This is a genomic window from Pseudomonas sp. S5F11 (assembly GCF_019641515.1).
Lineage (GTDB): Bacteria > Pseudomonadota > Gammaproteobacteria > Pseudomonadales > Pseudomonadaceae > Aquipseudomonas > Aquipseudomonas rhodesiae.
In genome coordinates this window covers 4,964,388-4,983,602 of record NZ_JAIFJZ010000001.1, presented here as the reverse complement: position 1 = coordinate 4,983,602, position 19,215 = coordinate 4,964,388, and the positions used below count along the sequence as shown (strand labels likewise).

At 60.0% G+C, this 19,215-nt stretch carries 18 protein-coding genes; 6 read left to right on the top strand and 12 right to left on the bottom strand.

The features are described from left to right. Window positions 1-16 precede the first annotated feature (16 nt). Entirely contained in the window at window positions 17-730 is a 714-nt protein-coding gene (pgl, locus tag K1567_RS22515; protein WP_034100055.1) for a 6-phosphogluconolactonase, read from the bottom strand. Continuing rightward, window positions 717-2,183, bottom strand: coding sequence for a glucose-6-phosphate dehydrogenase (zwf, locus tag K1567_RS22510; protein ID WP_034100057.1), 1,467 nt, complete (start codon window positions 2,181-2,183; stop codon window positions 717-719). The genes pgl and zwf overlap by 14 nt, the downstream gene beginning before the upstream one ends. A 219-nt stretch (window positions 2,184-2,402) precedes the next feature. Between zwf and K1567_RS22505 the strand changes: the two genes are divergently transcribed. Beyond that, window positions 2,403-3,263: a MurR/RpiR family transcriptional regulator gene (locus tag K1567_RS22505; protein ID WP_169868275.1), complete on the top strand. Its 861-nt coding sequence runs from the start codon at window positions 2,403-2,405 to the stop codon at window positions 3,261-3,263. 328 nt (window positions 3,264-3,591) lie between these two features. Here the strand turns inward: K1567_RS22505 and K1567_RS22500 are convergent, their stop codons facing one another. The 10 genes from K1567_RS22500 to K1567_RS22455 form a co-directional block, all read right to left on the bottom strand. After that, the gene (locus K1567_RS22500) at window positions 3,592-4,437 is read right to left on the bottom strand and encodes a D-hexose-6-phosphate mutarotase (protein WP_034114960.1); all 846 of its coding nucleotides are present in this window, start codon (window positions 4,435-4,437) and stop codon (window positions 3,592-3,594) included. A 97-nt stretch (window positions 4,438-4,534) separates the two neighbouring features. After that, a complete protein-coding gene (locus K1567_RS22495; protein WP_040269278.1) occupies window positions 4,535-5,881 on the bottom strand; it encodes a carbohydrate porin in 1,347 nt (448 codons plus the stop codon). An 85-nt stretch (window positions 5,882-5,966) separates the two neighbouring features. Then, a complete protein-coding gene (locus K1567_RS22490; RefSeq protein WP_034100065.1) occupies window positions 5,967-7,127 on the bottom strand; it encodes an ABC transporter ATP-binding protein in 1,161 nt (386 codons plus the stop codon). 2 nt (window positions 7,128-7,129) lie between these two features. Further along, window positions 7,130-7,975, bottom strand: a complete 846-nt coding sequence (locus K1567_RS22485) for a carbohydrate ABC transporter permease (protein ID WP_034100067.1) — start codon at window positions 7,973-7,975, stop codon at window positions 7,130-7,132. Further along, the gene (locus K1567_RS22480) at window positions 7,968-8,876 is read right to left on the bottom strand and encodes a carbohydrate ABC transporter permease (protein ID WP_034100069.1); all 909 of its coding nucleotides are present in this window, start codon (window positions 8,874-8,876) and stop codon (window positions 7,968-7,970) included. Before K1567_RS22480 ends, K1567_RS22485 begins: the two co-directional genes overlap by 8 nt. Window positions 8,877-8,975: 99 nt before the next feature. After that, a complete protein-coding gene (locus tag K1567_RS22475; RefSeq protein ID WP_034100070.1) occupies window positions 8,976-10,262 on the bottom strand; it encodes an ABC transporter substrate-binding protein in 1,287 nt (428 codons plus the stop codon). Between the two features lie 104 nt (window positions 10,263-10,366). Then, entirely contained in the window at window positions 10,367-11,626 is a 1,260-nt protein-coding gene (locus K1567_RS22470; RefSeq protein WP_169903355.1) for an AGE family epimerase/isomerase, read from the bottom strand. 115 nt (window positions 11,627-11,741) lie between these two features. After that, window positions 11,742-12,569, bottom strand: a complete 828-nt coding sequence (locus tag K1567_RS22465) for an ATPase (protein ID WP_034114963.1) — start codon at window positions 12,567-12,569, stop codon at window positions 11,742-11,744. Window positions 12,570-12,696: 127 nt separating this feature from the next. After that, window positions 12,697-13,695 (bottom strand): NAD(P)-dependent oxidoreductase, encoded by a 999-nt coding sequence (locus K1567_RS22460; protein ID WP_034139103.1) that lies wholly within the window; start codon window positions 13,693-13,695, stop codon window positions 12,697-12,699. A 52-nt stretch (window positions 13,696-13,747) separates the two neighbouring features. After that, window positions 13,748-14,641 carry a LysR family transcriptional regulator ArgP gene (locus K1567_RS22455; protein ID WP_034114965.1) on the bottom strand — a complete coding sequence of 298 codons (894 nt, stop codon included), beginning with the start codon at window positions 14,639-14,641 and terminating at the stop codon, window positions 13,748-13,750. Window positions 14,642-14,739: 98 nt separating this feature from the next. On the opposite strand from K1567_RS22455, the gene K1567_RS22450 reads away from it, so the two are divergent. The 5 genes from K1567_RS22450 (at window position 14,740) to K1567_RS22430 (ending at window position 19,136) form a co-directional block, all read left to right on the top strand. Then, the gene (locus K1567_RS22450) at window positions 14,740-15,141 is read left to right on the top strand and encodes an ACT domain-containing protein (protein ID WP_034100078.1); all 402 of its coding nucleotides are present in this window, start codon (window positions 14,740-14,742) and stop codon (window positions 15,139-15,141) included. Window positions 15,142-15,146: 5 nt separating this feature from the next. Further along, window positions 15,147-15,746, top strand: coding sequence for a LysE/ArgO family amino acid transporter (locus K1567_RS22445; RefSeq protein WP_034100080.1), 600 nt, complete (start codon window positions 15,147-15,149; stop codon window positions 15,744-15,746). Window positions 15,747-15,924: 178 nt separating this feature from the next. Beyond that, the gene (locus K1567_RS22440) at window positions 15,925-16,521 is read left to right on the top strand and encodes a superoxide dismutase (RefSeq protein WP_003212997.1); all 597 of its coding nucleotides are present in this window, start codon (window positions 15,925-15,927) and stop codon (window positions 16,519-16,521) included. 151 nt (window positions 16,522-16,672) lie between these two features. Further along, a complete protein-coding gene (locus K1567_RS22435; protein ID WP_158248577.1) occupies window positions 16,673-16,849 on the top strand; it encodes a hypothetical protein in 177 nt (58 codons plus the stop codon). A 235-nt stretch (window positions 16,850-17,084) separates the two neighbouring features. Further along, window positions 17,085-19,136 carry a bifunctional diguanylate cyclase/phosphodiesterase gene (locus K1567_RS22430; protein WP_034100084.1) on the top strand — a complete coding sequence of 684 codons (2,052 nt, stop codon included), beginning with the start codon at window positions 17,085-17,087 and terminating at the stop codon, window positions 19,134-19,136. Window positions 19,137-19,215 lie beyond the last annotated feature (79 nt).

Genomic DNA, 19,215 nt, shown 5'->3' with positions numbered 1-19,215 from the left:
GCGGCTGATCCTTGGCTCATGGGCACCAGTAAATCTCTAAAGTAGGTTGCAGAAACGCGCGAATCGGCATGGCGGCGACGTCGTCACTGGCCAGCGCGGCGCTCAAAGTGGTCAATTTCGAACTGCCGGAGATCGACAGCACGGTGTAGCGGGCCGTGGCCAGCAACGCGCGACTCATGGTCAGGCGCTGGTGCGGCACGGTCGGCGCCAGCATGGGCCAGCAACGGCGGGTACCGTCGGGCTGCAGGGCTTCGTTCAGGTTCGGGCTGTTTGGAAACAACGACGCGGTGTGGCCGTCATCGCCCATGCCCAGCACCAGCACATCGATGGCGGGCAGTTCGGCCAGCAGGCGATCGGCCTGCTCGGCAGCCTCTTCCAGGTTCGCGGTGGCGCTGTACAAACTGAGGAACCGCGCCTTGGCGGCCGGGCCCTGCAGCAGATATTTCTTCAATAGGCCGGCATTGCTGTCGGCATGCTCTACCGGCACCCAGCGCTCATCGGCGAGGGTGATGGTGACCTTGGACCAGTCCAGGCCCTGCTTGGCCAGGTTCTGGAAAAACGCCACCGGGCTGCGCCCACCAGACACCACCAGCGTCGCTTCGCCACGGGCGCTGATGGCCGTGCGCAATTGTTCGGCCACATCGTTGGCCAAACCGTCCGCCAGCAACGCAGGCGTACGGTACTCATGGGCGCTGACGCCCTGCGGCAGTTTCAATTCAGATATCGCCATACCATGACCTCCCATCCCGCGTGATCAGTGCAATGGAGCTCATCGGCCCCCAGGAGCCCGCCGCATACGGCTTGGGCGCATCACCGGATTTTTTCCAACCGGCGATCAACTGGTCACACCACTTCCACGCGGCTTCGATTTCATCTTTGCGAACAAACAGGTTCTGATTGCCGCGCATCACTTCCAACAGCAAACGCTCGTAGGCATCAGGAATGCGCGTACTGCGGTAGGTGTCGGAAAAATTCAGTTGCAGCGGGCCGCTGCGCAGTTGCATGCCTTTGTCCAGGCCCTGCTCCTTGGTCATTACCCGCAAGGAAATCCCTTCGTCCGGTTGCAGGCGGATGATCAGTTTGTTGCTGATCTGCAGGCGCTGCTCGGGGGCGAAGATATAGTGGGACGGTTCCTTGAAGTGGATAACGATCTGCGACAGCTTTTGCGGCATGCGCTTGCCGGTACGCAGGTAGAACGGCACACCGGCCCAACGCCAGTTACGGATATCGGCACGCAAGGCGACGAAGGTTTCGGTGTCGCTCTGGGTGTTGGAGTTTTCTTCTTCCAGGTATCCCGGCACCGGCTTGCCGGCGCTGTAGCCGGCGATGTACTGGCCACGCACCACTTGGGTGGTAAGGCCGTCCGGGCTGATCGGCGCCAGGGCCTTGAGCACCTTGACCTTCTCGTCACGGATGCTGTCGGCGGACAGGTCGGCCGGTGGGTCCATGGCGATCAGGCAAAGCAGCTGCAACAGGTGATTCTGGATCATGTCCCGCAGCTGGCCGGCTTTGTCGAAATAACCCCAACGACCTTCAATGCCCACTTGCTCCGCCACGGTAATTTCTACGTGGGAAATGTAGTGCTGGTTCCACTGGGTCTCGAACAGGCTGTTGGCAAAACGCAGCGCAATCAGGTTTTGAACGGTCTCTTTGCCCAGGTAATGGTCGATGCGGTAGGTGCGGTTTTCCGGGAAAAACTGCGCCACGGCGTCGTTGACCTTGCGCGAGGACTCCAGGTCCGAACCGATGGGTTTTTCCAGCACCACGCGGGTGTTGTCCGCCAGGCCGACCTTGGACAAATTTTCGCAGATCGCGCCATACACCGCCGCCGGAGTGGCGAAGTAGGCAATCAGGCGTTGTTCGGTGCCGGCTTTTTCAGCCAGGGCCACGTAGTCGTCGGCTTTCATAAAGTCGACATGGACGTAGGTCAGACGCGCCAGGAAACGCTGGGCGATGCTGTCGTCCAGTTCCTTGCCGACGTATTTACGCAGTTCTTTTTCGATATGGGCCAGGTGCTGCTGCTCGGAGCCGGCTTCACGGGCCAGGGCCAGGATGCGCGTGTCTTCGTGCAACAGACCTGCACCATCCAACTGATAGAGGGCAGGAAATAACTTGCGTAGCGCCAGATCACCCAAGGCGCCAAACAGGGCAAAGGTGCAGGGTTCCACGGTTATCGAAGGCATGATGTTTGTTCTTTTATCAAGTTAAGCTACAAATACCCTTTTTCAAGGTATCACTCAAGGAAAAATGTAGTAATAACCACAACATTTTCCCGAAATACGCATTGCGAGTGGTGGTGTTCAGCTACCCTCAGTAGGATAGGCCACCGCAAAAGGCCGCTCGTCGATTGCTTGCCGCCCTTAATTTGCATCGTCGCCCGAAGGAAAGACTGAATGGACCGCGTGCGAAATCTTCTGGAGCAGATCCAGAGCCGCCTCGAAGACTTGAACAAGGCAGAGCGCAAAGTCGCTGAAGTCATCCTGCTCAACCCGCAGCAGGCCACACGCTTCTCGATCGCCGCCCTCGCCCAGGCCGCCTCGGTCAGTGAACCGACGGTCAACCGTTTCTGCCGTTCATTCGGCGTGAGCGGTTACCCTGAACTCAAATTGCAGTTGGCGCAAAGCCTGGCCAGTGGCGCGGCTTATGTCAGCCGCGCCGTGGAGGCCGATGATAACCCGGAGGCCTACACGCAGAAGATCTTTGGCAGTGCCATCGCCTCCTTGGACAGCGCCTGCCAGGCCCTGGACCCGAACCTGATCAGCAAGGCCGTGGACCTGCTGATCCAGGCTCGGCAGATCCACTTCTTCGGCCTCGGTGCTTCGGCCCCGGTGGCCATGGACGCCCTGCATAAGTTCTTCCGTTTCAACCTGGCGGTCACCGCCCACGCCGACGTACTGATGCAGCGCATGATCGCCTCGGTGGCCCATACCGGTGAGCTGTTCGTGATCATTTCCTACACCGGGCGTACCCGCGAGCTGGTGGAAGTGGCGCGTATCGCACGCAGTAACGGCGCCTCGGTGCTGGGCGTGACCGCCGAGAACTCACCGTTGGCCAAGGCCAGTACGGTGAGCCTGAATATTCCACTCCCGGAAGACACGGATATCTACATGCCGATGACGTCGCGGATCATCCAACTGACCGTGCTGGATGTGCTGGCCACCGGCATGACATTGCGTCGCGGGGTGGATTTCCAGCCGCACTTGCGCAAGATCAAAGAGAGTCTGAACGACAGCCGGTATCCGGTGGGGGATGAGTTTAACTAAGCTCGAATCTCTACCAGCAGTACCGCCGCCATCGCGAGCAAGCCCGCTCCCACAGGGCAATGCGTTGCAAATGTGGGAGGGGGCTTGCCCGCGATGAGGCCACAAGCAACAACGCTAAACTCCAGCCCGAGCTTGCAAACTCAGGTGCGCCCGCCCCCACAGGGGAATGCGTTGCAAATGTGGGAGCGGGCTTGCCCGCGATGAAGCCATAAGCAACAACGCTAAACTCCAGCCCGAGCTTGCAAACTCAGGTGCGCCCGCTCCCACAGGGCAATGCGTTGCAAATGTGGGAGGGGGCTTGCCCGCGATGAGGCCACAAGCAACAACGCTAAACTCCAGCCCGAGCTTGCAAACTCAGGTGCGCCCGCTCCCCCGGCGCCAAACTGGCCCCGGCCATCGCCGACTCCACACACACAAACCCCGACGCCTCGTTAAAACTCACGCCCAATAGCGGTCGGCTGCCCGGATGCCACACCACAGTGTCGGCACTCTCGCCCGTGTCGATGCACAGTTCGCGCTGCCAGGCGTGATCCTTGAGGTGCAGTTCGCCTTCGTGCTGGAACACCCGCTGGCATCCGCCCTCTACGCGCAACTCGCCCTCCTGCTGGCACATCTGGCGGTTGAGCTGATCGTAACCTTGCGCGCCTTCGAGCCCAGACAGCGCTACCTCATCAACGTGACCAATACGCCAGTAAGCGTGCAACGCATGGCTCAACTGGCACGGCAGTTCGTCCTGATGCTCGGTGCTCAGGCGCAATTCCAAGGTAGCCCCCAGGTGCGCGTGCAGGTCCACCTGCCAGTCGCACAGTTGCAGTTGCCAGTGCAGGTTCACGCCTTCGTCATCGCTGGAGCTATCGAGCAGTTTCCAGTCGATCAGGCGCGCCCAGCCATGGGACGGCCAGGCGTTTTCGCTTGGGTGACGGCCATACCATGGCCAGCACACCGGCACGCCGCCACGAATGGCACCGACCTGCGGCCACTTGGCCGCGCACCACAGCCAGGGCTTCTGACCACGCGGCTGAAAATGCAACAGTTGCGCGCCCTGGCGACTGAATACCGCCTGGCACAGCGGATGATCGATCACCAACACGTCGCGCATCTGAAAGCGTTCCCAGGCGAACACCGGACGTTCGCGCAGGGATTTGAAAAAGCGTTGCAGCGGATGCTCATGCATGTGCCACGGTCCTGTATCACAGTGCTGCGCAAAAAAAAGCGGATAGCCATGGCTATCCGCAAATGCGCACAGAGAGAAGGAGCTTATCGCAACAGCGTTAGAACGTAGACTGAATTTTCAGACCCGCTACCAGCGCGTTGTCGACTTTGTCCACGCCGCCAGGCTGCACGACGTATTGCAGGTTGGGACGTACGGTCAGCCAGTTGGTAACGTGGAAGCCGTAGTTGAGTTCGAAGTTGTATTCGGTTTCACGAATCGGCGTGTACAGCGGGTTGTCATAGTCGCTGACGCCGTTAGCGGCATTGAGCAGTTCCGAGTTGCGCTTGACGTCATTGTTGACATGCAGGCGCGCGGCACCAATACCGACGTCGTCTTTTGGACGCGCATCGAATGGGCCTTTGTACACCAGCATGAGCGACTGATAGTTGTCGACCAGGTTGGTTTCCTTGTCGTGGAACGTCGCGTTGGCTGCGATGTTCAGGCCGCGCGACGCGTCGCCGTTATGGGTGGTGAGTTGCTGTTGCGCAACGAACCAGTAGCCTTTTTTGCTGCTGCGGGTACGGAAGTCAGCACCACTGAGGACCGCATCGCCACCGTTGACGTCTTTACGCACATCCGGAGCATCGGCGGCGCTCTTGTAGTAACCCACACGGTATTCGCCCGGCAGGTTATTCACTTTCGGCGACCAGACCAATTCCACCGGGATCACAGTACCTTTGGTACCACTGCCGCTGAGTTTGAAGCCATTGCCGTGTTCAAGCTGCGACGGGTTCTGGTTGTAGGCACCGATCTGGGCATACAGCTCAGGGGTGATGTTGTACTTGACGCGGATAGCCGCCTGGCTGACTGGCCAGTTGTACCAGGTGTTGACGTAGTTACCGACCTGGGAGCCGCAGAACGACAGGTTCTGGAAGTCGCATGGGAAGGTGTTGAAGTCTTCGCCTTCACCGAAGTAGCCCAGTTTCACGTCCAACTTGTTGTCGAACATCTGGTGCTGGATCCAGAACTGGGTCAGACGCACCATATGGCCACGGCCATACACTTCTTGGGACGAACTCAGCGTGCCGGCACGCGGGTCGCCAATACGGTCGTTGGAGATGTTCTGGCCGTTACGATTGGTCAACTGGATCTTGGCCTGGGTGTTATCCCAGCCCCACAGTTTTTGCAGGTCCAGCGCCACACCCAGACCGAACTGGTCGGAGTAGCGACCGGTCTTGTCGTTGTTGTAACCACCGTGGGCGTTGTAGCCCATTTCCCCGACGTAGTCGGCCTTGATGTCGATACCTTGCTCGATCAGCTTAGTACGCTCGCCACCCCAGTCGCCGGTCATCCACTTGGAATCGGCGCTGAATGCATCGGCCGCCATCGCATTGGCGGACAATACCAGGGCTGCTGCTGCTGACAGTTGGCAGATCAGCCGAGTGTTGTTGTGTTGCTTTTTCATCCCTACATCCTCGTCTTTATTGTTATTAAACTGTTTTTATCTAACGCGGGTTACATTTTTTAACCAAAACAACAACTTATCTCGATCAACGGCCCTTGAACTGGGTCACGTTGTCGGCAGGCACCTGAGCAGGCAACGCGGCGGCAGTGCCCAAACGCTCGCCAGTGTTGGCGTCAAACAGCAGCACCTTGGCCGGGTCGAACTGCAGGGTCAGGGTCTCCCCCACTTGCGGTGCCACATCCGGTGCCAGGCGGCAGCAGACTTTGGTGTCATTGAGCTGCACGAACACCAGGGTGTCCGGGCCGGTAGGCTCGGTAACCTGGACTTCGGCGCGAATACTCGACGAGCCATTGCCCTCCCCTGCCGCCAGCACGATTTGCTCCGGGCGCAGGCCCAGGATCACATCGCGGTCTTCCAGACCGGCGTCGTTCATCCCCAGCGGCAATTCGCAACGGGCCTGGCCGCTGTCGAGCAGCGCTACAAGCTTCCCGTCTTTGCGTTTTAGACGCATAGGAACGAAGTTCATCGGTGGTGAACCGATAAAGCTTGCCACAAACAGGTTAGCCGGGTCGTTGTAAATTTCCTTCGGCGTGCCGAATTGCTGGATGATGCCGTCCTTCATCACCGCCACTTTGTCGCCCAGGGTCATCGCTTCGATCTGGTCGTGAGTCACGTAGACCGTGGTGGTCTTGAGGCGCTGGTGCATCAGCTTCATTTCGGTGCGCATCTCAACCCGCAGCTTGGCGTCGAGGTTGGACAGCGGTTCGTCGAACAGGTAGATCTTCGGCCGACGCGCCAGGGCACGGCCCATGGCCACGCGCTGTTGCTGGCCGCCGGAAAGCTGGCCCGGCTTGCGGTTGAGCAAATGTTCGATCTGCAGCAGCTTGGCCACGCGCGCCACTTCGGCGTCGATATCGGCCTGGGGCATCTTGCGGATTTTCAGGCCGAACTCGATGTTCTCGCGCACGCTCATGGTTGGGTACAGGGCGTAGGACTGGAACACCATGGCGATGTCGCGATCCTTGGGGCTCATGCCGCTGACGTCCTGATCACCGATCATGATCGCGCCACCGGTGATGGTTTCCAGGCCCGCGATGCAGTTCATCAGCGTGGATTTACCGCAACCCGATGGGCCGACCAGGATCAGAAACTCGCCTTCCTTGATCGACAGTTCGATGTTCTTCAAGGTGTCGGGCAGGCCGGGGCCATAGGTCTTGTTTACATTGCGAAGTTCGAGCGTAGCCATGATTACCCCTTGACCGCGCCGGCCGTGAGGCCGCGCACGAAATACTTGCCTGCGATCACATAGACCAGCAGGGTCGGCAGCCCGGCGATCATCGCCGCCGCCATATCCACGTTATATTCCTTGGCCCCGGTGCTGGTGTTGACCAGGTTGTTCAGCGCCACGGTGATGGGCTGGGAGTCGCCGCTGGAGAACACCACACCGAACAGGAAGTCGTTCCAGATCTGAGTGAACTGCCAGATCAGGCAGACCATGATGATCGGCGTCGACATCGGCAGAATGATCCTACGGAAAATCGTGAAGAACCCCGCACCGTCTAGGCGTGCTGCCTTCACCAGTGCATCCGGAATGCTGACGTAGTAGTTACGGAAGAACAGTGTGGTGAACGCCAGGCCATAGACCACATGCACGAACACCAGACCGGTAGTGGTGCTGGCCAGGCCCATCTTGCCCAGGGTGAACGACGCCGGCAGCAGCACGGTCTGGAACGGCAGGAAGCAGCCGAACAGCAACAGGCCGAAGAACAACTGCGAACCACGGAAGCGCCACATCGACAGCACGTAACCGTTCAACGCGCCGATGGCGGTGGAAATCAGCACCGCAGGCACGGTGATCTTGATCGAGTTCCAGAAGTAACCATCCACGGTGGCCCAGGCCTTGACCCAGCCGATACCGCTGACCACGGTGGGCCAGCTCAGCAGGTTGCCGGTGCTGATGTCTTCGGGGGTTTTGAAACTGGTCAGCAACATCACCACCAGCGGTACCAGGTACAGCAGCACCGCCAGGATCAGCACCGCGTAGATCGCGATGCGACTCAGGCTGATGGAAGGTTTGGCAGCGAGACTAGTCATGACGCTTGGTCCTCAGCTCGGAGTACAGGTACGGCACGATGATCGCGAGGATCGCACCGAGCATCAGGATTGCACTGGCCGAGCCCATGCCCATCTGGCCACGGCTGAACGTGAACGAGTACATGAACATCGCGGGCAGGTCGGACGAGTAGCCCGGGCCGCCGGCGGTCATGGCCGCCACCAGGTCGAAGCTCTTGATCGCAATGTGCGCCAGGATCATCACCGCACTGAAGAACACTGGGCGCAGGCTCGGCAGCACCACGCTCCAATAAATACGCGGCATGCTCGCACCGTCGATCTGGGCGGCACGGATGATCGACTGATCAACACCGCGCAGGCCGGCGAGGAACATCGCCATGATGAAACCGGAGGCTTGCCACACGGCGGCGATGACCAGGCAGTAGACCACGCGGTCCGGGTCGATCAGCCAATCCAGACGGAAGCCTTCCCAGCCCCAGTCACGCAGGAGTTTGTCCAGGCCCATGCCCGGGTTGAGCAGCCATTTCCAGGCCGTACCGGTGACGATCATCGAGAGCGCCATCGGGTACAGGTAAATGGTGCGGATAAAGCCTTCGCGACGGATACGCTGGTCGAGGAATACAGCCAGCAGCACGCCGATCACCAGGGTAATACCGATGAACATCCCACCGAACACGGCCAGGTTCTTGCTCGCCACCCACCACCGGTCGTTGTCGAACAGACGCTGGTATTGGGCAAGACCGGCCCACTTGTAGTTGGGCAGGAACGTGGACGTGGTGAACGACAGCACAAACGTCCAAAGGATGTAGCCATAGAAGCCGACCAACACGATGAACATGCTGGGCGCCAGCACCAGTTTAGGTAGCCAGCGCTGCAATGCATCGAACGGCGAGGCCTTGCTGAACACAGCAACAGAACTCATGGGGAAATCCAATAATAAGACTGAAGGCAGCTACAAGCGACAAGCGTCAAGACATACCGCCCCGCTTGCAGCTTGCAGCTTGTAGCTTGTAGCTAGTTCCTACTTGGCAGACTTGATCGCAGCGCCGAGTTTCTTGGCGGTGTCGGCCGGGTCGGCTTTCGGGTCGTTGATGTAGTTGGTCACGACATCGAAGAACGCGCCTTGCACAGCCAAGGTGGTGGCCATGTTGTGGGCCATGCTTGGTTGCAGGCCGCCGGTCTTGGCATCAGCCAGGAAGTCCTTGGCCGCGGTCTGGGCGCAGGAATCGAAGCCGAGCTTGTCCATTTCATTGAGCATGTCAGTTCGAACAGGGATCGAACCCTTGTTGATGCTGAAGACTTTCTGGAAGTTTTCACCCAGCACGACTTTGGCAATGTCCTGCTGACCGGCCGCAGTGCCTTTGTCTTTCTGCTTGAAGACCGCCAGGGAGTCGATGTTGTAGGTGAAGGCTTTGTCGGTACCTGGGAAGGCTACGCACTCATAATCCTTGCCGGCGACTTTCTTGGCGGCGGTCCATTCGGACTTGGCCCAGTCACCCATGATCTGCATACCGGCCTTGCCGTTGATGACTTTGCCGGCTTCCAGGTTCCAGTCCTGGCCTTTGCCGTCGACATCCATGTAGGTCGCGACTTTCTTCAGCTCAGTCAGGGCCTTGACCATTTCCGGGCCGGTCAGCGCAGCGTTATCCAGGTCGACCAGAGCTTTCTTGTAGCCATCGGCGCCCATCACCGACAGGACTACGGCTTCGAACACGGTGCTGTCCTGCCAAGGCTGGCCACCGTGGGCGAGCGGAATGAAACCCGCGGCCTTGAGCTTGTCGCCCGCTGCGTAGAATTCTTCGAGGGTGGTCGGGTTCTTGGTGATGCCGGCTTTCTTGAAGACTTGCGGGTTGATCCACAGCCAGTTCACACGGTGGATATTGACCGGTACGGCAACATAGTCACCTTCGTACTTCACGGTATCGGAGACTTTTTTGTCTAGCAGCGAATCCCACTTTTCTTCTTTAGCGACGTCTTTGAGCACGTCGGTGTCGAGCAGGCCGGTGGACGCCCATTCCTGGATGTCGGGGCCTTTGATTTGGGCTACGCCCGGTGGGTTGCCGGCGACGGCGCGGCTTTTGAGCACGGTCATGGCAGTCGCGCCACCACCGCCGGCGACGGCACCGTCTTTCCAGGTGAAACCGTCTTTCTCAACTTGGGCCTTCAGGACATCCACAGCCGCTTTTTCGCCACCCGAGGTCCACCAATGCACCACTTCAACCGTACCTTTGGAGTCGGCGGCAAATGCACTGAGGGGGAACAACGAGGCAACGGAAATAGCAACGGCGAGGCGATTAATCGCGTTCATCTGAGTACCTTTTTTTGTTGTTATGCATGCAAGTCTTAGGCTTGCGCTGCACGGAGTTTAAACATGGATTTTTGGGGCGCAGGTAACAAAGGGATGCACAAACGTCACCACTTGGTGACATAGCTCCCGGCGTTCAAGGCGCTGGTCATGCTGGGCGCCAGCGGCAGCGCAGGCAGCACCACCGCTTGCCAGGCATGGTACAGGTCTGGCTTGCCGCCCCAAATCTTGCTGCTGGGTTGGTTTTGTGGGCTGAGCTCGTGGTGCCAACTGCCCTGCACGCGGTCGATAAAGTGGCTGTCGCAGAATTCCCAGATCCGCCGGTACCAGGTTTCGTAGTGCAACTCGCCGGTGCGCTTGAGCAGGGCCTGGGCGGCGGCGCTGGCTTCAGCGTGGGTCCAGTGCAGGCGCTCGCGCACCACCGGGCGATGGTTCCAGTCCAGGGTGTAGACAATTCCCGGCGCACCGTCCACAGACCAGGCGTATTCGCTGGCACTGGCGAACAGGCCCTTGGCGTCACCCAGCAGCCACGCGGGGGTGGGCAACCCGGCATGCAGGCGCGCGGCCTCAAGGTGCAGCATCAGCCGCGCCCATTCGAAACCATGGCCGGGGGTGATGCCATAGGGGCGGAAACCATCGGCGGGGTTGTCTTCGTTGTAGGCCAGCAGGGGTTGCCAATGGGCGTCGAAGTGTTCGATCACCATGAATTGGCTGCCGGCGGCATGCTGGTGAATCAATCGCTCGACGATCCGCAGCGCGCGGTCCAGCCAGCGCGTATCGCCGGTGACATCGGCCAGGGCGAGGAAGGCTTCGGTAGCGTGCATATTGCTGTTGGCGCCGCGATAGGCCTCCAGCCCGCTCCAGTCCTGGGCAAAGGATTCGAGCATCACGCCCTCCTCTTCGCTCCAGAAAAACTGGTCGATGATATGGATAGCATCGGTGAGCAACTGCTGCGCGCCGGGCGCACCGACCACCACCGCAGAACTGGCGGCCAGCGCCACGAATGCGTGCAGGTAGGCGGCTTTACCTCGGTTGCCATCCAATGCACGAGGCGTGGCGAACCAGCCGCCGTGTTCAGGATCCCGCAACGGGCCGCTGAGGGCCGCAACGCCATGAGCCACCAGCTCGGCGTAACCGGGCAAGCCCATGGCATGGGCCATGGCGAAGCTGTGGGTCATGCGGGCGGTGTTCATGGTTTCGGCGTGAGCGTCGGCGGGCAATCGGCCGGTGGCGTCCAGGTTGCCGAAGCCGTCGGGCAGCCGCGAGGCTTTGGCGAATGTCAGCAGGCGCTGGCCTTCGGCGGCGAGCCAAGCGTAATGGGCAGGTGCATTCAGCCAACTGCTGGCGGGCAGTGGTTGGGTGGTCATGGGGGCGGCCCTTATTGTTTTTTGTGGGATGACCGGAGTCTAAACAAGGGCCTTGCGGGGGCATGTAACGAAGGGGATAGGAAATGTCACCGGACGGTGACATTTCCTCAAGCGATTATTGCGTCGGTGCGGCGATCTGGCGCTGCAGGTTCTGCACCTGGCTTTGCAGGGTAGTGATATTGCGCGTGGTCTGGATGCGGAACACATCGAATTCCTTGTTGGTGGGCGCATCACTGTTGAGTGGCTGAGTCTCCTGCGCACTCTTGAGCACCACCAGGTCCTGCTCAAGGCGGGCAATGGCGGCGCTTGGGTTACCCTGCTTTTTCAGCGCGGCAACGTCGGCGACCAGGTCCTTGATCTCGGCGTCGCGCTTGGCGGTATCGCCCTGGGCGGCCTTGAGCGTCGCCACGGCGTCGGTGAGGGCTTGCACCTGGCCTTGCAACTTGGCATTGGCGTTGGACAAGTCGGTGGTGCTGGCCGTCATCTGAGCCAGGCGCTTGTCCAGCTCGGTGGCCTGGCCGGCCACGCCGAGTTGCTGCTTGCCCTGCTCCAGCAATTGCTTTTCCAACTGCTGGATCTGCAATTTCAACGCTTCGCTGCCGTTGTTCACATTGGCTTCACTGGCCACGACCTTGCCGGAAATGTCCTGCAAGCGCCCGGCCGCTTCTTCGCTGATGCGCGCAAAGCTCTCCTGGGTGGCAACCAATTGCTGGCCCATCAGGGAAATCTGCTGGAAGCTCCACCAGGCCAGGCCGGCGAAGGCGATCAGCAGCGCGCCGATCAAGGCCCACAACGGCCCGGTATTGGCGCTCTTGACCTTGACCACCGGCGTCGTGCGCGAACGCACCGAGGTGGCCGGGGTGGGTTCGAAATCATCGTCGTCCCCAAGGTCGGCCCGCAGGCTGGGAACGTTGTCGAAATCGTCGTTGGCATCGTTACGCATGGATCAACCCTGAATCATTGAAATGGCTGGCTGGAACGCCGAGCGGCGGCAGTATAAACCGCCGCCCCGCCGCACTGATCGACCGGGAACCCCACATTCGGTTCCCGGTGTGTTGCCGCTTGTGACCTTACCGGGTGCCCGGATCCTGAGCCTTCCACCAGCCGCAGAACTCGTCGAGGGCGGTCCACAGGCTGACCTTGGGCTCATAGTCCAGATAATGCCTGGCCCGACTGATGTCGAGGGTGAAATCTTTGTTCATGACCTGCATCCCCAGGCGCGACAAGGCAGGCTCCGGTCGACCGGGCCAGATCGCACAAAATGCCTCGTTCAACGCTGCCACGCTGTAGGACAAACCGTAGGAACGATACCGTGTGACCTGGGGCAACTGCATTTGGCGCATCACGTAGTTCACCACATCCCACACCGGCACCGGCGCGCCATTACTGATGTTGTAGGCCTTGCCCAGTGCCGATCCGGTGGCGAGCAAACTGCTGAGCAGCGCTTCATTGAGGTTGTGCACGCTGGTGAAGTCGACCTTGTTCAGGCCGTCGCCGACGATCGCCAGGCGGTTCTTGCGCTGCATGTTCAGCAAGCGCGGGAAGATGCTCATATCGCCGGCCCCCGTCACGAAGCGCGGGCGCAGCGCCAGCACCTCAAGACCGAACTCCTGGGCGCCGAACACTTTTTGTTCCGCCAGGTATTTGGTAGCGGCATAGGGGTGCTTGAAGCGCTTGGGCACTTGCTCTTCAGTCAGGCCCAAGTGGTCGCGGCCGTCAAAGTAGATCGACGGCGAGGACAAATGCACCAGACGCCGGACCCGCTCCTTGAGGCAGGCTTCGACCACGTTTTCGGTGACCAGCACATTGCCTTGATGGAAGTCCTGATACTTGCCCCACAGCCCCACGGCGCCGGCGCAGTGCACCACGGCCTCCACGTCTCGGCACAGGTCGCGCACCAGGTCGGCGTCATTCAGATCACCTTGGATAAACTCGGCGCCACGCCGCACCAGGTGCTCTACACCTTCGGCGCGTCGCCCGTTGACCCGCACGTCCAGGCCCTGCTCCAAGGCAAAACGCGCAAAGCGCCCGCCGATGAAGCCGCTTGCGCCGGTGACCAGAATCTTCATGTATTACCCCGTGTTCTTTCATTTTTCATCGCGGTTGCCTTGACGCACGCCGTCAGTCCAACGGCACCAACCATTGGCCGCACGCGTGGGCCAGATGGTCGGTCAACAAGTTCAGCAATTGCCCGCCACTGCGCCAATGATGCCAGTACAACGGCACATCGATCGGCTTATCTGGCAATAACTCCACCAACACGCCTTTTTGCAACTGGTCGCGCACCTGTAATTCGGGGACGAGGCCCCAGCCCAGCCCGGCCTCTGTCAGGCGGATAAAACCTTCGGACGAGGGGCATAAATGGTGTTCGAAACCGCCGTCCACACCGAGCGACGCCAGGTAACGGTGTTGCAGGAAATCATCCGGGCCAAACACCAGCGCCGGGGTGCGGGCCAACTGATCGGCACGCACACCGCCGGCAAAGTGCCGCGCAATAAAGGCCGGGCTTGCCAGTGCGCGATAACGCATGGCGCCCAGCAACAGGCTACGCGCGCCGGCCACCGGACGCTCGCTGGCGCAGATGCAGGCCGCTACCTCACCGGCGCGCATGCGCTTGAGGCTGACCGCCTGGTCTTCCACCACCAGATCCAGCAGCAAGTGCTGCTCGGCGCAAAACCCACTGACCGCCTCAGCCCACCAAGTGGCCAAGCTGTCGGCATTCAAGGCGATACGCAGGCGCTCGGGCATGCCCTCTTCGTCCAGCGCCGGCACCTGACTCTGCAGGTCACGTTCCAGCAAACGCACCTGTTGCACATGGTTAAGCAGGCGACGGCCGATCTCCGTGGGCGCCGGCGGCGTAGCCCGCACCAGCACCGGTTGGCCAATACGCGCCTCCAGCAGTTTGATGCGCTGGGAAATCGCCGACTGCGACACCCCCAGCACCTGCGCACCGCGTTCGAAGCCAGCCTGTTCCACCACCGCCGCCAGGGCAGAGAGCAATTTATAGTCGAACATCAGTTTCTCTAATGAGCGATCAGCAATATTGGTTTTTCTTATACAGCTTGCGCCGGGAGAATAGCCAGCATTGCTTCTCTTTATAAGGAACCCCGCCTATGGCCGGCGAAACCGCACTGGCAACGCTGCTGCGCAGCATGAGCCCACACCTCAATGAGGGTGACTACGTATTTTGTACCCTGCCCGACGGCCGTATCCCGCCAGCCTGCGAGGTCATCGGCAGTTTCCGTGAGCAGGAGGGCCTGACCCTCATCGTCGAACGTCAGCAGGCAGAACAGGCCGGGCTGGCGTTCGAGTACGTCGCCGCATGGATCACCTTGAATGTGCATTCGGCCCTGGAAGCCGTAGGACTGACCGCCGCTTTCGCCAGCGCCCTGGGCAAGGCCGGCATCAGTTGCAACGTGATTGCCGGCTATTACCACGATCACCTGTTTGTCGGCCGCGCCGATGCCGAGCGCGCCATGGCTGTACTGCGCCAATTGGCGGCGACCGCGGAGTAAACCTTATGTGGCAAAGCTATCTGAACGGTCTATTGGTCGCGCTGGGGCTGATCATGGCGATCGGCTCGCAAAACGCCTTTGTATTGGCGCAGAGCCTGCGCCGTGAACATCACTTGCCCGTGGCGGCACTGTGCGTGGTCTGCGATGCAATTCTAGTGGCCGCCGGGGTGTTTGGCCTGGCGACAGTGCTGGCGCAAAACCCGCTGCTGCTGGCAATTGCACGCTGGGGCGGTGCCGCGTTCTTGCTGTGGTACGGCACTTTGGCGCTGCGCCGGGCGTTTTCCAAGCAGAGCCTGGAGCAAGGCGGCAGTCTCAAGGTCCGCTCATTGCGCGCGGTGCTGCTGAGCGCACTGGCGGTGACATTGCTCAATCCCCATGTGTATCTGGATACCGTGTTGCTGATCGGCTCGTTGGGCGCTCAGCAAACCGAGCCTGGCGCCTATGTCGCCGGCGCCGCCAGCGCGTCGTTCCTGTGGTTCGCCACTCTAGCACTCGGCGCGGCCTGGTTGGCTCCGTGGCTGGCGCGTCCATCGACCTGGCGCCTGCTGGACCTGCTGGTGGCGATCATGATGTTCAGCGTGGCCTATCAATTGATCAGCGCGTGAGCAATATTCCAAAACGCTCTGGAACCTCTATCCCACACAGTTGTTGCGTGGTTTTGCCACACCCCCGGTGCTATGATCCTGCCCCTGCGCCGCAAAGAGTACAAACTCCCCGGCGCATGTTTGGCCGCCCGTGATCGGCCTTGCGCTCACCGCAACTGACCTGATTAGGAGAATCATCATGGCTTTCGAATTGCCGCCGCTGCCCTACGCACACGATGCCCTGCAGCCGCACATCTCCAAGGAAACCTTGGAGTACCACCACGACAAGCACCACAACACCTATGTCGTGAACCTGAACAACCTGGTGCCTGGCACCGAGTTCGAAGGCAAGACCCTGGAAGAGATCGTCAAATCCTCTTCGGGCGGCATCTTCAACAACGCCGCTCAGGTCTGGAACCACACCTTCTACTGGAACTGCCTGGCGCCAAACGCCGGCGGCCAACCTACCGGCGCACTGGCTGAAGCCATCAACGCGGCGTTCGGTTCGTTCGACAAGTTCAAGGAAGAGTTCACCAAAACCTCCGTCGGCACCTTCGGTTCCGGTTGGGGCTGGCTGGTAAAAAAGGCTGACGGTTCCCTGGCTCTGGCCAGCACCATCGGCGCCGGCAACCCGCTGACCAGCGGCGATACCCCGTTGCTGACCTGCGACGTGTGGGAACACGCTTACTACATCGACTACCGCAACGTACGTCCAAAGTATGTGGAAGCGTTCTGGAACCTGGTCAACTGGAAGTTCGTCGCCGAGCAGTTCGAAGGCAAGACGTTTACTGCCTGAGCATCGCTTGCAGCATGAAGAGCCCGGCAATCGCCGGGCTTTTTCTTGGCCGCTATGATTGCCATGCCAGAAATACAGGAACCCGCCGGTAATAATTAACCACATAGACATCAGGAGGAATGAACCTCCTCAATCAATGTGGAGAATGACGATGGACCCTATTTCAGCGATCTTGGGCGCACTTCCCATCGGAATGGGCCTGCTCGACAAGGGCCTGGACCTTGCAAATAGCGGTATGGACTTGGCGAACAAACTCGCAGACATGGCCTCTCAGGGCGCCAAGATCGGCGGGGAAGCCCCCCAGCCAGAGAGCAAGATTAATTATTAAGAAAATCGTCGAACTGGAAGGCGGATCTCCTCCGCCTTCTCCCGCCCGGTCTGCGGCGCATGTGCTGCCCCTTTGCCCGCTTCTGAAAGTCCCGACATAAGTTGTCGCCGCTGCTCTTTCATCCAGCAAAACCCTCAATTTATCTCAGCCCCTAATGTCCCTTTGACTGCCATCACCAGATTGCCAATACTCATGGCATATTGAAGGCCACCCGCATGAGACAAGGAATGCCCCTTTGAAGCTGGAACTCAAGAACAGCTTGTCGGTGAAGTTGCTACGGGTTGTGCTGCTGTCGGCGTTGGTCGTGGGCGTGGCGCTGAGCGTGGCGCAGATCGTGTATGACGCCTACAAGACGCGCCAGGCCGTGGCCAGCGATGCCCAGCGTATCCTCGATATGTTTCGCGATCCCTCTACGCAGGCCGTGTATAGCCTGGACCGCGAGATGGGCATGCAGGTAATCGAGGGGCTGTTTCAGGACGACGCGGTGCGCATGGCCTCCATCGGCCATCCCAACGAAACCATGTTGGCGGAAAAAAGCCGCGCGTTGCAGCACGCCCCAAGCCGCTGGCTGACCGACCTCATTCTTGGCCAGGAACGCACCTTCACCACGCCCCTGGTGGGCAAGGGCCCTTACAGCGAGTACTACGGCGATCTGAGCATTACCCTCGACACCGCCACCTACGGTGAGGGATTTATCGTCAATTCGGTGATTATTTTCATTTCCGGGGTGCTGCGCGCATTGGCCATGGGGCTGGTGCTGTATCTGGTCTATCACTGGTTGCTGACCAAACCGCTGTCGCGGATTATCGAGCACCTCACATCCGTCAACCCGGACCGTCCCAGCGAACACAAAATCCCACAGCTCAAGGGCCACGAACGCAACGAACTGGGGTTGTGGATCAATACCGCCAATCAGTTGCTCGAATCCATCGAACGCAACACCCACCTGCGCCACGAAGCCGAATCCAGCCTGCTGCGCATGGCTCAGTATGACTTTCTCACCGGCCTGCCGAACCGCCAGAAACTGCAGGAGCAGTTGGACAAAATCCTGATCGACGCCGGCCGTCGTCAGCGCCGTGTCGCGGTGCTGTGTGTGGGGCTGGACGATTTTAAAAGCGTCAATGAGCAGTTCACTTACCAGGCCGGCGACAAATTGCTCCTGGCCCTGGCCGACCGCCTGCGCGCCCACAGCGGCCGGCTCGGCGCCCTGGCCCGCCTGGGGGGCGATCAGTTCGCCCTCGTGCAGGCCGATATCGACCAGCCCTACGAGGCCGCCGAACTGGCGCAAAGTATCCTGGATGACCTCGAAGCGGAATTTGCCTTCGAGCACGAACAAATCCGTCTGCGCGCCACCATCGGTATCACGCTGTTCCCTGAAGATGGCGACAGCACGGAGAAGTTGCTCCAAAAAGCCGAACAGACCATGACCCTGGCCAAGAGCCGTTCACGCAACCGTTACCAGTTCTATATCGCCAGCGTCGACAGCGAAATGCGCCGGCGCCGCGAGCTGGAAAAAGACCTGCGCGACGCCCTGAGCCGCGAGCAGTTTCACTTGGTGTATCAGCCGCAGGTCAGCTATCGCGAACAACGTGTGGTCGGCGTCGAAGCCTTGCTGCGCTGGCAGCACCCCGAGCACGGGCTGGTACCGCCGGACCTGTTCATCCCCCTGGCCGAGCAGAACGGCACCATTATTCCCATTGGCGAATGGGTGCTGGATCATGCCTGCCGGCAATTACGCGAATGGCATGACCAGGGCTTCACCCAACTGCGCATGGCGGTCAACCTCTCGACGGTGCAGCTGCACCACGCCGAGCTGCCACGGGTGGTCAACAATCTGATGCAAATCTACCGCCTGCCGCCACGCAGCCTTGAGCTGGAGGTCACCGAAACCGGCCTGATGGAAGACATCAGCACTGCCGCCCAGCACCTGCTGAGCCTGCGCCGTTCTGGTGCCCTGATCGCTATCGATGACTTCGGCACCGGTTATTCCTCCCTGAGTTATCTCAAAAGCCTGCCGCTGGACAAGATCAAGATCGACAAGAGCTTCGTCCAGGACCTGCTGGACGATGATGACGATGCCACCATCGTGCGGGCGATCATTCAACTGGGTAAGAGCCTGGGCATGCAGGTGATCGCCGAGGGGGTGGAAACCGCAGAGCAGGAGGCTTATATCATCGCCGAGGGCTGCCACGAGGGTCAGGGTTACTACTACAGCAAACCCTTACCAGCACGGGAGTTGGCGGTTTTTTTGAAGCAAGTCGAGCGCAATAACGCGGCCATTCTTTGACCTGGCGAAACGATACTGAATATTTCCCGCGTATAACCCTTTACACAAAATGCAAATCTTTCGCATTATGTTGCAGTTT